Genomic DNA, 12775 nt, shown 5'->3' with positions numbered 1-12775 from the left:
ATCATATTATCAGGCTCTCTTTTAGTTGCTGAAATAAGCTTATCATATGTTCAGGAAGCGGACAAAACTGTTTTTCCATCCTCTCATTCCGTTCCCGGGAATATAACCGCGTGAGACGTTATCATTCTAAATACACGCTGCAATCGGCATCCATCTTACTATGTACCGTCTATTTATGATTCCCAGATGTCGCTGCTCCATTTGCTCTGTTTCAGACCGGCAAGTTTTAAAAGCGCTTCGTGGATGGTTACATTTTGTTCTGTCAAACTACTGGACGTGCAGGAGGATGCCGGTTCGTACCCTTCTTTTGATGCTTCGCCGTATGTTGCTTCCTCGAGGAAATTACTGAGCTCTGCATCATTAAAACAGGGCGGGCTGACATAAACCTGATTCGTGTGATCAAGAATAACGCGTACATTGGTAGGAGCCTGCAAGTGCACCGGTATGAAAAACCCGGACAGAATCAGGGCAGCAGCAAGTCCTGTACATATCATCATCCGTTTTCTCATCCGGGGTACTCCGTTTCATCCACCCAGGTTATGCTTTCTTCCACGTTTCTCTGCTGCCGCTTCGGAATTTCGCTTGGATACCCGACATACAACACAGCTGCTGCGCTTTCCTCTTCACCGGCACCGATAATGTTGTGAATCTCACCATCATTTACGAGGCCGCCCGTTGACCATTTCGATCCAACGCCCTCAGACCAGAGAGCAAGCATGAAGTTCTCTACGGCACAGCATACAGCCGCGTAATCTTCCCTTTCCCGGACAGGATCTACACTATAGCGGTGAGCAGTAACGACAATCACTGCAGGCAGGTCATTAATATATTCATAAGCTGCTTCCCCGGCTTTTTTTGCATGATCTGATTCTTTGTCCAAAAACCCTTCCCATTTCATTTCCTTTTTCCTCTGTGCCAGCTTTGTTTTCGCTTCACGCTGCAATACGTAAAAATGCCAGGGCTGTGTCATCTTGTGATTCGGCGCATGCACAGCACTTTCGAGAGCTCTCTGTATTATTGCAGGGTCTATGCTGTCTTTTTTAAACTTGTATATGGTACGTCTCGTAAGCAGACCTTCCTGTAAATGCAAAGCCTTTCACCCTTTCATTCCGTCCTTTTCTTTTATTATAACCCTATTCCGTTTCCTTTCCCAGCCGTTCCTGTTATTCCGTCGGCGTTTTCTTTTAATATCGATGAACCACATTCGGTATGTTAATTTTCCTCTTATGATTATGTTAATTTTTCTAACATGAATAATTTATTTCTCTTTTATATGTGATATATTTATACATAATAAAATGAGTCATTGAAAAAAAGGAGCGCATGCCCATGTCTTCCTACAAAGATAAGAAAGTGATCACGATTGGTGTAATGAGTGAACTCACAGGGTTATCAGAACGAAAAATCCGCTATTACGAGGAGCGGAAACTCATCTTTCCCGAACGTACAAAAGGCGGCACCCGCAAGTATTCATTTGATGATGTGGAACGCCTTATTGATATTGCCGACAAAATGGAAGATGGAATGCAGACCTTTGACATCCGCCGGATGGAACAGAAAAAGCTTCCTAAAAAAGAACTTCGTGAAAGAATGCTCCGTGGTCAGCTGAATGCCGCTTTTAATATGAGAAAATAAGCTTTTTCTCATATATCACACAAAGAAAACGCTTCCATTTAACTTGACATTCCTCCCGCTTTTTTCTACTATTATAGTTGGTTGTCACATCGAACCCTTTCTGCCTGGTAACCGCTTTCTTTTAGTTGTCCTATTATCTTAAGGAAAGAAAGTGATGATATTGCTTCAAACGTTAAAAAACAGTCAAATTACGGACCACGAGATTGTGCAGCTCATGATACCACAGGAAAAAGTGGCACATGTTCAGGCGGACCACCCGCTTGATCACGCTTTGCTGGTATTAATAAAATCCGGATATACCGCTATTCCCGTTTTGGACACGGAATATAAAGTGCAGGGACAGGTGGGAAAAGCACAGATCCTCGATTCCATTCTTGGAATGGAGCGCATTGAGATGGACCGGCTGCATGAATATTCGGTTTCTGATGTCATGACAGAAAAAGTCCCCCGCATGAAACAGGATGAAACCTTTGGGAAAGCATTGATGCTCTCGATCAATCACCCTTTTGTATGCATTGAAGATGAGGACCGGGCCTTTATCGGCATTATGACACGCCGCTCCATTCTCGCACTTATCCACCGGCATCTGGAAAAACTGTAACAGCACATTTCATTTATCCGTTCATTGAAAAGAAGAACGAAAAGAAACGCTTCCGATCACCAAAAAGGATAATCGGAAGCGTTTCTTATTTTTCAGCATTTATCATGACGAGTTCTCTTTGCCTCGTCTTTCTTAATTAAATATTTTCAACAGCTCCCGTTTCCGCTGCGCGAACATCCATTGCAGCCCCGGCCTTATCAAAAAGGCCGGGATGCTGCTTTCAAAGGAAATATAGTCGGTCACCCCTGTGAACACATCGAGTGAATGCAGGGAATGGTGATGTTTCCACCTGATCAGAGGGAAAGGAGGCGAAACTGCTTCATCAATGAAATAATTCGGTTCCCGGCGTTCTGTAACGAGAGCGCGCCAGGTAAATGACATGCCTCCCAACTGCAGGTCAATATGGATGTTTTGACCGTCATCACCATGGTTCACTTTGATATCGCCGGGTTTCGTTATATTTTCCAGGTTCGCAGGATTATCAAAAAAACGCCAAACCTCATAGCGACCGGCCGGTAGAAGTGTCTGATACACAAACGTACCGTAAAACATACATACCGCTCCCTTTCCGGCCTTTCATCAGGAACAGCCGCAGCTTCCTCCTGAGCCGCAGCCTCCTCCGGAACCACAGGAGCCCCCAGCCTCATCTTCAAAGTAAGGATTGTTCCCCGGCAGTTTGATGGTCGGGGAAACAATACCCGCCGCTTCTCCACAAACTTCATCGAGCAGTTCTTCCAGTTCCCTCTCGGCTTTTCGGTATTCAGCAACCGTATCATGCATATCCATTTCCCGTTTCACCGAACGAACTTCTTTGGATATAGTTTTATAATCCGGATGGTACTTGCCGAACCGCTGTACTTCATCGTATTTATCTTTCACATCTGTGAAATTCTTAATTAACCGCTGGGCTTCCTGGTCTTGATCCATTCTGTTTCTTGCTTCTTTAAATTGAAGAAAGACGTCAGACTGTATGATCATTTCCCCCAGCTGCTGTGACTCTTCCAGTATGTTAACAGGTGTGGAAACAACTGCAGACATAAAAACACCTCCATAGCTAGTGTAACATGAGGGGGTCCGCTAATTGAAGGTGCAGTTTAGGAAGATGGAATGTCTACATCAAAAGAGGCCTTGTCTTTTTGCATGGAGCCTTCGTAAGAAACCGGCTGAATATCAATGGTGTGCTTTCCCGGTGGTAAATGTTTCAGGACAAAGGCCGCCTGTCCCATTTTTGCTGCTGTTTTGCCGTCTATTTTCACCCGGAGAAAACCGTGCCCCTCTTTTTCCTTCCCGGCCAATGGAAAATCCGGGAGTACACACTCTACATACACGTGCTGCTGTTTTATCTTATACTGAAGGTTCCAGTCTTCTGGTTCGACCTGCTGCTCTGCAGCCACAGGAACGGTGCGTACGTGTAAATTGTGCGTTTCGTCCGGTACAGCTGCCGCATGAAACACCGGCACGAATCCTATAATGACACCTGCTGCTGCAGCCAGAATGTACTTCATGTAAAAACCTCCCTTTACCATATAGTATGCGGCAAAGAAAGGTTTTTAAACAAAACGGTTTTGTGTTTGTTCTCAAGCCCTCTGTTTCCAGCTGAGTCACGGGTTATTAAGTTGTTGGTGCCGCATTGCATCGTTTCATGTATACCTTCCAATTGCAGCAGTTCCTTTCTATTAAAACCTTCGGAAAGAAAAAGGATCTTGCGGCGGCTTAGGCGGTTCTTCCGGTTTCTGAAAATGCCGCATAACCTGCTGAACATTTCCCATCATGCCACTGAACTGGGAAATCTGTTTTTGGAGATCGTCGATATTGATCTGTTCGATAATGCTTAGAACGCTGGACAGCGTATGGCCGGTTGAGTCTTTTTTTTCGTCAGGAACAGAAACATCGTCCATTCTGTAAGAATCCCAATGTTCATGCTCCTCCCCAAGCACCATCCAGTCCTGATAGATCTGATTCCACGTCTGTTTTCCCGCGCGAACTTCTCTTATCAAATCCGGGTGCCTGTAAAGAAATTCCCGGAACTCATAAATGGATTCCGGAGTGGAACCGTTCATATTCCTGCACCTCCTGTATACCTTTCGTTGCTTTCAGTATACGCAGATGTCCACGCGGCGTGCATCCATTCTCTGCTTCACGTACAAAAAGGAGCTGTACCTTTTTGATACAGCTCCCTTTGTTATTAATGATGTACCTGCCGTTCTTCTGATATTTCATTTAAAGCAAAAGAAGCTTTGGCATCGGTTTGTTCATCGACAGCCAAATCTTTGAGAGCAGCAATGCCCGCCAGTTGTTGATTCTCCACAACAGGGAGCCTGCGTATCTGCCGGCTGGCCATGAGTTTGGCTGCTTTTTCAATATCCATGTCCGGTTCGGCTGTCACAATGTCTGTCGTCATGACTTCTGTCACCGGTGACGATTCCGTTTTATCCTCTGCAATGCAGCGTACGACGATGTCACGATCGGTGATCATCCCCATTAAATTATTTTCCTGAATGACCGGTACAGCCCCGATATGATGTTCTTTCATCAATTTCGCAGCATGCTCCACATTATCATCAGGGGTGCACGTTTCGACATTGGTCGTCATGACTTCTTTCATCGTTTTCATGTTCTATTCAACCTCCTTTTTTAATCTTCCTATACTATGTACAAGAAAACCCCGGATTATTCTTTCTTCTGTCACACAATGAGATTGCATCTTTAACACATTCATATTAAGATTAAGGTAGTGTATACTATGACAAGTTCAGGATAAACAGGAGGTCCGATATGAAAATTGAAGATTTTGATTTTCACGGGAGAGAGTACAATTTCGGCCGTCTCGTCCGGATTATGGAAAGCAACGGGTTTATCCACGAAGGACAGTGGGATTATGAACGTGTTACGTTTGACTATAAAATGCTGGACCAGACAGATGATGCCACGTACTATTTAAGGGTACAGGCTGTTGCCATGCAGGGCGAAATACCGAAAGAGGATGCAAAAGTTCGTCTGCTGACGCCATTCTTCGGGCGCCACTATTACCCTCACGGTATCGAATACGATGAAGATTTCCCTGAAAAAATTATTAAAAAGTGCAGACAAAAGATCGAAAACCTCGATCAGAATCTGAGAGAAGCTGAAACCTCTTAGTACTGCTTTACATACTGCATGTCACAGTTAATCTTACTGAGCTGTACTGCACTTCGATTTTGCAAGTTCCTTCTTCTCCAAACGGTATGGATATAACAAACCCCGGGGAATAATCAGGAATTCCCCGGTTTTTTCGGTGGAATGGTTCCAGGATAAACCGGTCACCCCCGTGGAACAGGGATACTGCAGGCCGCACAGTACGGAATGGATATACTATGCTTTTTTCTGTCTAACTGGATGCTCCTCCATTATAATGAAAGAGTGCTGCTCAGTCTTAACAAAGGAATTACGTTGAAAGGAGCATGAAAGTGCCGTCTATTTTCAATAAAAAAATTATACTTCGGATTTTGGGCGTGCTGCTGCTGCTGGTTGGGGCCTATTACATTCTGCCGGTATCAGGACCAATTATTGCAGCTCTTGTCACTGCCCTTTTCTTATCTCCGGGAGTCCGGCTGCTGCATGAAAAATGGAACATAAGGCGTAATATCGCCGTTATGATTGTGTTTGTTTTGTTTCTCCTGATTCTTGCACTTTGCGGATATTTTGTCACAACACAGCTTGTGTCCCAGGTGATTCAGTTCACCAATAACCTTCCGGGCTATGTCAGCGAACTGAATGAAGCACTTTTAAGTCTGCAGTCGCGGATTGACAGTGCCTATCAAAGTATGAATCTGCCGCCGGATACAATAAACCAGATTAATCAGCAGATCATCAATGGATTGAACAGCTACAGAGATGCACTGTTGTCCTATGCCGACCGGATTCCCGGCGTTCTTGCTTCCATTCCGGGATTCATCATTTCACTGCTGGTCTATTTGATTGCATTGTTCCTGTTTTTGATGGATCTGCCGCGGTTAAGAAGAAAGACGTACTCTTTCATGAAAGAGACTACGGCAGAGAAATTCCATTTTATGACCTCCAGGTTGTCCTATGTGATACTTGGATTTTTCAAAGCACAGTTTCTGGTCAGTCTCATTATTTTTGCCGTGACGATTGTCAGTTTATACATTTTCACCCCGGATGTTGCACTGCTGATGTCTATTTTCATCTGGCTGGTTGATTTCATCCCAATTATCGGATCCATTGCTGTGCTTGCTCCATGGTCCCTTTATCACTTTATCGCAGGCGATCTGCTGCTCGGAACGCAGCTGATGGTACTTGCGATTGTGCTTTTGATTATCCGGCGTACGGTGGAGCCCAAAGTGATGGGAAGTCATATCGGGCTGTCGGCCCTTGCCACACTCATATCCCTCTACCTCGGGTTGTCTGTGCTCGGCGTTGTCGGCTTTATTGTCGGACCACTTGCCGTAATCGCATTTACATCTGCCAGAGAAGCGGGAATAATTAAACTGAATTTCAAACTGTAAAAAAGGAGATAAAGATTCATTCCTTTCTCATAAAATATCCGAACCATTCATCTGTGGAGATGCTGCCCCTTACATGTTGGTTTCATTCCAACGTACGAGGCTTGCATCTTCTTCGATACATGGTTCGGATATTTTTTGTGTGGTCACCAATTAAAACGAACGAGGGTACAAAATGCTCCAATCAGCATGCTGTACCCTCGTTCGTTTTGTTGACCTTTATTCTTTTGCCAGTTTTATTATCCAGGCTGTTTCTTTTACTCTTCGTCAGTAGTAAGGAGAAATCATAAGATAAACAACGACACCGGTGATACTCACATACAGCCAAAGCGGCATAGTGACTCTTGCTATTTTGCGGTGACGGGCTTTCTGGTATTTAATACCCCGAAGAAACGTTACGACGGCAAGAGGTACAATGACAATAGCCAGTAAAATATGGGTAATCAAAATAAAGTAATAGACATAAGCGAGCAGTCCTGTACCGCCGTAAGCAGTTGATTCCGAAAGAAAATGGTACGTCAAATACGTCCCGAGAAACAGAAACGTCGTCGTGAATGCGCCGTAAATAAAGCGGCGGTGCATTTTGATGTTTTTTCTCAAAATGAAAAACAATGCAGCCAACAGAAACACAGTTGTGAAACTGTTTAACACTGCATTAATGAGCGGAAGAATCGTAAGATCAAATCCCACTTCCCCCTGGTATCCATCCATAAAGAAAAGAACGGTAATTAATCCGTTTATGACGACGGTTAATGCAACAGCTATCCATGTATTACTGCGGTCTTTTTTTGCGTTTTCCGGATAAGAGGTATTTTCTGCCACAGCTCATCCTCCTTTTTTCATTGTATGTCCATTATACAGCACAAAACCCGGCCGCCCACGAGGCTTCTATAACAATCAAGTGAACGAGAACTGCTCCTCTTTTGGCAAGAGGAGCAGTTCGTTATTGTTTTAATACTTTGTTACGCCGAGGAGGAGAATTAATGCAATCAGGGCCGGTGTAGAAACAACAATGCCTGTCAGCATGAACGCGTTCGGCCATTCATGATCTTTATCTTTCAGATGCATGAAATAGAACAGCTGCAAAGCAAACTGTACTACTGCCAAAAGCAGGATAAACGGAATCGTAAAACCGGGAGCAATCATGTCCATAGCTACCGCTATAAAAGCGAGCAGTGTTAAAAAGATCATACAAGCAAACGCCGCAATCTGTATTTTTCGTTCGCGGTTAATTTTTAACAGCTCTTCATGTGTCAAGGCACTCTTGGAAAACGGCTTCGAAAGATCATCAGACATGTTTTACGCACCTCCTATAGCCATGAGATAAACAACCGTGAAAATGAAAACCCACACGACGTCGATAAAGTGCCAGTACAGGCTGGCCAGATAGAACTTCGGCGCATTGGTTAAGGTAATGCCGGTACGGCTGTATCGAAGCATTAAGGTAATAAACCAAAACAAACCAAACGTAACGTGGGCACCGTGCAGCCCCACCAGAGAATAGAAAGAAGATCCAAATGCACTGGTCGTAAAACCGAGCCCCCCGTGGTGGACATACTCGTAAAACTCGTAAATTTCAAAGCCGAGAAATGCGAAGCCAAGAATAACGGTAACAACAGTGAGAATCATCATATTCCTGAAATTATTTTTCTTCATAGAGTACATGGCCAGCACACTGGTCAATGAACTTGTTAGAAGCAGCATCGTCATGATAAAGACGAGCGGAAGGGAAAACAGCTCCGACGCTGTCGGCCCGCCCGCCGTTCCGTCGCGCAGCCCAAGGAACGTTCCGAAAAATGTGGCAAACATGATGGTTTCCCCGCCGAGAAAAACCCAGAACCCAAGAAATTTGTTTTTCCCCTCTAATGTAGCTTTCTCGGGATTTGGGGGGAGACCTTTGCTTACATCAACAGAATCAGACATATCAGCTTACCTCCTTTTCGGTTTTTTTGATCTTATCCAGAGGTATATGATAACCGTGATCCTCATGAATCGAATGCAGCATCATGGAGCCGAATGTGACAATAACACCTGCTCCTATCACTATCCATTCCGGAATAAGTGGATTTTCCATCTGCATCATAATCATGCCGAATCCCCAGACAAACAGACCCAGGCCTATGCAGAACGGCAGAATGGATCCATTCGGCATGTGAATTTCATCCATTGGTTCAGCCGGTTTCATCGTGCCGTCTCCATGCACTTTTTCGTAGAACCACGGGTCCAGGGAACGAACCTGCGGCGTCTGGGCGAAATTGTATTCCGGAACCGGTGTCGTCGTGGCCCACTCCAGTGTACGTGCATCCCATGGGTCACGTACCGTGATTCGTTTGGACGTGTAAGCAGAGTATACCACGTTGATTAACAGCACAACCATGGCAGCCCCCATCATAAAGGCTCCGATACTTGAAACAAGGTTCATGGTTCCCATACCCTGGCCGTCAAGGTACGTAAAAACACGTCTTGGCATTCCTATAAGGCCGAGAATGTGCTGAATGAAAAATGTCATGTGGAAACCGACATAAAACATCCAGAACATGAGCTGTCCGAGTTTTTCATTCAGCATATGCCCAAACATTTTGGGGTACCAGTAAAAGGTCCCGGCAAGCAGTCCGAGAGCAATTCCTCCGACAACGATGTAGTGGAAGTGCGCCACAACAAAGTAGGTGTCGTGGTATAGATAGTCCACCGGCACCATCGCCAGCATAACTCCCGTTACCCCGCCGAGCACAAACGTCGGAACAAACGAGGAAGCACACAGCATAGCCGTGTTAAATATTAATTTTCCACCCCACATCGTAAAGAGCCAGTTGAATATCTTAATTCCCGTCGGAACACCTATGGCCATCGTGGCAATCGCAAACACCGAGTTGGTAATCGGTCCGATACCGACGGTGAACATGTGGTGAACCCATACCATGAAGGAAAGAAATGCAATAATAAGCGTTGCAAATACCATAGCGGTATATCCAAACAAACGTTTTTTCGAAAAGGCCGGAATAACCTCTGAAATAATACCGAAAGCCGGCAGAACGAGAATATATACTTCAGGATGTCCGAAAATCCAGAAGATATGCTGCCAAAGAACCGGATTGCCTCCGCTTCCCGGGTTGAAAAACTGACCGCCGAAAATTCTGTCCAGCATAAGCAGCGCCAGACCCGCAGCAAGCGGTGTAAAGGCAAAAACAATGAGAATCGATGTTATAAGACTGGTCCAGCAGAAAAGCGGGAGCCTCATCATTGTCATGCCCGGCGCGCGCATATTAATAATCGTAACGATAAAGTTAATGGCTGATACGAGTGTACCAAGTCCGCTGACCTGCAGCCCCAGAACGTAAAAGTCCAGACCGAGGTCGCCGTACTCTCCTCCTGACAGAGGGACATATGCTGTCCACCCTGCGTCTGGAGCACCACCGAAAAACCAGCTGACACTTACAAGCAGTCCGCCGAAAAAGAAAATCCAGAAGCCAAGAGCGTTCACAAACGGAAATGCGACGTCCCTTGCCCCGATCTGAAGTGGAATCACAAAGTTCATAAACGCAAATATCAGCGGTGTGACGGCCAAAAAGAGCATAATGGTTCCGTGCATCGTAACAAATTCGTTAAAAGTCTGGCCGCTCAGAAACGTGTTCTCGGGCGACATAAGCTGAATACGCATGAAAATGGCCATCGCACCGGCTTTCAGAAAAAACAGGGCGCCGGCAATTAAATACAATACGGAAAGCTTCTTATGGTCCACGGTTGTCAGCCAGTCCCATAATACACTTTTATTCGTGTTGGTAGCAGTAGCTGTTGCCACGTCATTGACCTCCCTTTTTCATTACTGATTCATATTTTCTTTGGCACTGAGGGACTGAAGATACTGGATAATTGCGTTCATATCTTCATCATTCATGTCCGGAAAACCAGGCATGTTATTTCCCTGTTTGATGTCACCGGGATGACGGATCCATTCCTCAAGATTTTCATCTGTCGGTTCGAGGATATTGGCGATCTTTTCGCGGTCGCCGAAGTTGGAAAGCGTTGGTCCCTGCCCGGTTCCCTGTCCTTCCACAGCGTGACAGGTAATACAGCCCTGGTCTTCAAATGCCTGTCTGCCGTCCGAAACAGTGGATACCCCTTCACCGGAACTGTTGTCTGACGTTTCCTGTTCCGATCCACTTTCTCCGGATCCGCCATTGCCCGAAGATGCACTGCCGGATGCCATTTCCGCCTCCCAGGCTTCATACTGCCCGGGTTCCATGGCAATAACCTTGAAGTCCATCAAAGCGTGGGACGGACCGCACAGTTCAGCACATTTGCCTTTGTATACGCCGGGTTCGTTCGCCTCAAGCCACATCGTGTTTTCCACCCCTGGAATGGTGTCGATTTTTCCCCCGAGTGCCGGCACCCAGAAGGAGTGGATAACGTCGCTGGACGTTAAGTTGAACCAGACTTTTTCGTTTGTAGGGATGTATACTTCATTACCCGCCGAGAATCCTTCGGGATAGTCAAACTGCCACCAGAACTGGTGGGCTGTGACATCAATAACGAGGGCATCCTGTCCCTGCTGTTGTTCAGAGGAACTTCCACTGTTCTGGGAATCCCCTCCTTCGCCGCTCTGTTCCCCATTTTCAGACTCTCCGCCGCTGGAACCGGCAGCTTCCGGTACTTCTTCCGCCATATAATATGTACCCCAGATGGTCGGAACAGCGAGAATAGCAAGCAGAAAAACAGGTATGATGGTCCAGGTCAGTTCAAGTGCTTTACTGCCCTCCACCTGCTCCGGCAGTTCCTCATCCCCCGGTTTTTTTCGGAATTTCACCACAGCAATAAAGTACAGAGCAAATACAACAATTACGACCAATGCCATGACATACAGGCTTAGAATCATGTTGTCCAGAATCCATTCGGCCTGCGGGCCGTAAGGATCGAGCGCAGACAATCTTTCTTCCCCGCACCCGGCAAGCAGCATAAATACCGCTGTCAGCGGGAGAAGACGCAGTAATCCCAGATGTCTTTTCATCAAATCATCAAACCTCTCTTTCCAAGTGAAGTAAGAAATACCAAATGTATTTAGTCATCTACAGCAGCGTATTGCAAACTGCCGGTAGTATTTCACAAATGAACAGCAGCCATTACTATAAACAATATCGTCATATATGAAAGGGAATAAACAAACATATACCCGGTCCACCCCGTATCAGTTTTCATAAAGAGACCGGCGGTTCCCGGAATCAGCCAGCCGGCCCCGAGTAAGACAGCCGCTGCTGTATAAACGGTTCCATACTCTCGTAAAAAAAGAGAAACCGCAAGCAGCACTGCAGCGTACAGAACAATCTGGCGTTTTGCCGCCGCTTGTCCGGCTTTGACCGGCAGAACCGGTATTCCTGCTGCCTGAAACTCTTCCCGGTACCGTATGGTCAGCGCGAGATAATGAGGCGGATACCATATAAACAGAATACAGGAAAGCAGCCACGCATGAGAATGCAGGGCCGGATCCACCGCAGCCCAGCCAACCAGCGGTGTTACCGCAGCAGCAAGGCTTCCGGCTGCTGGATGAAGGGGCGAAACCCTTTTCATCCAGAGGGTATAAACTACAATATACACAATCAGCCCGGCGGCTGCTGCTGCTGCAGATACAGGCTCCACCGCCCCCAGTATCATTATGCCGAGAGCCGCCTCCGCCAGACCTGCTGTCAGTATTCGTACCGGTTTCATCCTCCCTGCTGCAGCCGGTCTATGTTTTGTCCGTTCCATGACCGCATCCAAGTCCCGGTCCAGATAATTATTCAATGTAAAGCTTCCGGAAGCGGTCAGTCCTGCACCGGTCAGCGTCAGAATCAAAATGTGAAGATTCTGGAGAAGAGGAAACTCCGAATAGTTCGAAGCAATAATCATCGCCGCAGCAGCAATAATCATATAAAAACATACAGCATGGAGACCGGCAACGCTTACATAGTCCATCCATGAAGAATGGTGCTTTCCTTCTGAATGACTCCCCCCCAAATCAGCTGCGTGCGGAACCGCATCGGGTTCATCCAAACCTTTCACCCCC

At 46.1% G+C, this 12775-nt stretch carries 17 protein-coding genes; 4 read left to right on the top strand and 13 right to left on the bottom strand.

What is annotated here, in order from left to right:
- Positions 1-173: 173 nt before the first annotated feature.
- Positions 174-509 carry a hypothetical protein gene (locus BM124_RS01710; RefSeq protein WP_093334929.1) on the bottom strand — a complete coding sequence of 112 codons (336 nt, stop codon included), beginning with the start codon at positions 507-509 and terminating at the stop codon, positions 174-176.
- A complete protein-coding gene (locus BM124_RS01705) occupies positions 506-1090 on the bottom strand; it encodes a nitroreductase family protein (RefSeq protein ID WP_093334928.1) in 585 nt (194 codons plus the stop codon). The genes BM124_RS01710 and BM124_RS01705 overlap by 4 nt, the downstream gene beginning before the upstream one ends.
- Positions 1091-1329: 239 nt before the next feature.
- Here BM124_RS01705 and BM124_RS01700 point away from each other — a divergent pair, with 239 nt between their 5' ends.
- Both BM124_RS01700 and cbpB read left to right on the top strand, forming a co-directional pair.
- Positions 1330-1635 (top strand): MerR family transcriptional regulator, encoded by a 306-nt coding sequence (locus BM124_RS01700; protein ID WP_093334927.1) that lies wholly within the window; start codon positions 1330-1332, stop codon positions 1633-1635.
- A gap of 154 nt (positions 1636-1789) precedes the next feature.
- Positions 1790-2236 carry a cyclic-di-AMP-binding protein CbpB gene (cbpB, locus tag BM124_RS01695; RefSeq protein WP_093334926.1) on the top strand — a complete coding sequence of 149 codons (447 nt, stop codon included), beginning with the start codon at positions 1790-1792 and terminating at the stop codon, positions 2234-2236.
- A 132-nt stretch (positions 2237-2368) separates the two neighbouring features.
- Here the strand turns inward: cbpB and BM124_RS01690 are convergent, their stop codons facing one another.
- The 5 genes from BM124_RS01690 to BM124_RS01670 all read right to left on the bottom strand — a co-directional run bounded on the left by BM124_RS01690 (position 2369) and on the right by BM124_RS01670 (position 4850).
- Positions 2369-2788 carry an SRPBCC family protein gene (locus BM124_RS01690; protein WP_093334925.1) on the bottom strand — a complete coding sequence of 140 codons (420 nt, stop codon included), beginning with the start codon at positions 2786-2788 and terminating at the stop codon, positions 2369-2371.
- Between the two features lie 27 nt (positions 2789-2815).
- Positions 2816-3274 (bottom strand): YlbF/YmcA family competence regulator, encoded by a 459-nt coding sequence (locus BM124_RS01685; protein ID WP_093334924.1) that lies wholly within the window; start codon positions 3272-3274, stop codon positions 2816-2818.
- Between the two features lie 56 nt (positions 3275-3330).
- Positions 3331-3741 carry a hypothetical protein gene (locus BM124_RS01680; RefSeq protein WP_093334923.1) on the bottom strand — a complete coding sequence of 137 codons (411 nt, stop codon included), beginning with the start codon at positions 3739-3741 and terminating at the stop codon, positions 3331-3333.
- A gap of 171 nt (positions 3742-3912) precedes the next feature.
- On the bottom strand, positions 3913-4296 hold the full coding sequence (gene ylbD, locus BM124_RS01675; RefSeq protein ID WP_093334922.1) for a spore coat protein YlbD: 384 nt from the start codon (positions 4294-4296) through the stop codon (positions 3913-3915).
- 125 nt (positions 4297-4421) lie between these two features.
- Positions 4422-4850: a CBS domain-containing protein gene (locus tag BM124_RS01670; RefSeq protein ID WP_093334921.1), complete on the bottom strand. Its 429-nt coding sequence runs from the start codon at positions 4848-4850 to the stop codon at positions 4422-4424.
- Between the two features lie 161 nt (positions 4851-5011).
- Between BM124_RS01670 and BM124_RS01665 the strand changes: the two genes are divergently transcribed.
- Together BM124_RS01665 and ytvI are read left to right on the top strand one after the other, a co-directional pair.
- On the top strand, positions 5012-5374 hold the full coding sequence (locus BM124_RS01665) for a YugN family protein (RefSeq protein ID WP_093334920.1): 363 nt from the start codon (positions 5012-5014) through the stop codon (positions 5372-5374).
- Between the two features lie 308 nt (positions 5375-5682).
- Positions 5683-6741 (top strand): sporulation integral membrane protein YtvI, encoded by a 1059-nt coding sequence (ytvI, locus tag BM124_RS01660; RefSeq protein ID WP_093334919.1) that lies wholly within the window; start codon positions 5683-5685, stop codon positions 6739-6741.
- A gap of 264 nt (positions 6742-7005) precedes the next feature.
- Here ytvI and BM124_RS01655 read toward each other — a convergent pair whose 3' ends face one another.
- The 6 genes from BM124_RS01655 to cyoE all read right to left on the bottom strand — a co-directional run bounded on the left by BM124_RS01655 (position 7006) and on the right by cyoE (position 12762).
- On the bottom strand, positions 7006-7560 hold the full coding sequence (locus BM124_RS01655; protein WP_244504196.1) for a DUF420 domain-containing protein: 555 nt from the start codon (positions 7558-7560) through the stop codon (positions 7006-7008).
- Between the two features lie 129 nt (positions 7561-7689).
- Positions 7690-8034, bottom strand: a complete 345-nt coding sequence (locus tag BM124_RS01650) for a cytochrome C oxidase subunit IV family protein (RefSeq protein ID WP_093334918.1) — start codon at positions 8032-8034, stop codon at positions 7690-7692.
- Positions 8035-8037: 3 nt separating this feature from the next.
- Positions 8038-8661 carry a cytochrome (ubi)quinol oxidase subunit III gene (locus BM124_RS01645; RefSeq protein WP_093334917.1) on the bottom strand — a complete coding sequence of 208 codons (624 nt, stop codon included), beginning with the start codon at positions 8659-8661 and terminating at the stop codon, positions 8038-8040.
- A gap of 1 nt (position 8662) precedes the next feature.
- Complete coding sequence (gene ctaD, locus BM124_RS01640; protein WP_093334916.1) at positions 8663-10537, bottom strand: cytochrome c oxidase subunit I; 1875 nt, start codon at positions 10535-10537, stop codon at positions 8663-8665.
- A gap of 21 nt (positions 10538-10558) precedes the next feature.
- Entirely contained in the window at positions 10559-11743 is a 1185-nt protein-coding gene (gene coxB, locus BM124_RS01635; protein WP_093334915.1) for a cytochrome c oxidase subunit II, read from the bottom strand.
- 92 nt (positions 11744-11835) lie between these two features.
- The gene (cyoE, locus tag BM124_RS01630; RefSeq protein ID WP_093334914.1) at positions 11836-12762 is read right to left on the bottom strand and encodes a heme o synthase; all 927 of its coding nucleotides are present in this window, start codon (positions 12760-12762) and stop codon (positions 11836-11838) included.
- Between the last annotated feature and the right edge of the window lie 13 nt (positions 12763-12775).

Origin of the sequence: Salibacterium halotolerans (genome assembly GCF_900115625.1) — a bacterium.
Classification (GTDB): domain Bacteria; phylum Bacillota; class Bacilli; order Bacillales; family Marinococcaceae; genus Salibacterium; species Salibacterium halotolerans.
The sequence above is the reverse complement of the archived record's forward strand: the minus strand, read 5'-3'. Positions and strand labels throughout refer to the sequence as shown.

Coding starts and splice junctions, on each gene's coding strand:
- BM124_RS01670 (WP_093334921.1), bottom strand. CDS start 4,850: ATGAAAACGATGAAAGAAGTCATGACGACCAATGTCGAAACGTGCACC.
- BM124_RS01680 (WP_093334923.1), bottom strand. CDS start 3,741: ATGAAGTACATTCTGGCTGCAGCAGCAGGTGTCATTATAGGATTCGTG.
- coxB (WP_093334915.1), bottom strand. CDS start 11,743: ATGAAAAGACATCTGGGATTACTGCGTCTTCTCCCGCTGACAGCGGTA.
- BM124_RS01710 (WP_093334929.1), bottom strand. CDS start 509: ATGAGAAAACGGATGATGATATGTACAGGACTTGCTGCTGCCCTGATT.
- BM124_RS01690 (WP_093334925.1), bottom strand. CDS start 2,788: ATGTTTTACGGTACGTTTGTGTATCAGACACTTCTACCGGCCGGTCGC.
- BM124_RS01665 (WP_093334920.1), top strand. CDS start 5,012: ATGAAAATTGAAGATTTTGATTTTCACGGGAGAGAGTACAATTTCGGC.
- BM124_RS01650 (WP_093334918.1), bottom strand. CDS start 8,034: ATGTCTGATGATCTTTCGAAGCCGTTTTCCAAGAGTGCCTTGACACAT.
- BM124_RS01700 (WP_093334927.1), top strand. CDS start 1,330: ATGTCTTCCTACAAAGATAAGAAAGTGATCACGATTGGTGTAATGAGT.
- BM124_RS01645 (WP_093334917.1), bottom strand. CDS start 8,661: ATGTCTGATTCTGTTGATGTAAGCAAAGGTCTCCCCCCAAATCCCGAG.
- BM124_RS01685 (WP_093334924.1), bottom strand. CDS start 3,274: ATGTCTGCAGTTGTTTCCACACCTGTTAACATACTGGAAGAGTCACAG.
- cbpB (WP_093334926.1), top strand. CDS start 1,790: ATGATATTGCTTCAAACGTTAAAAAACAGTCAAATTACGGACCACGAG.
- ylbD (WP_093334922.1), bottom strand. CDS start 4,296: ATGAACGGTTCCACTCCGGAATCCATTTATGAGTTCCGGGAATTTCTT.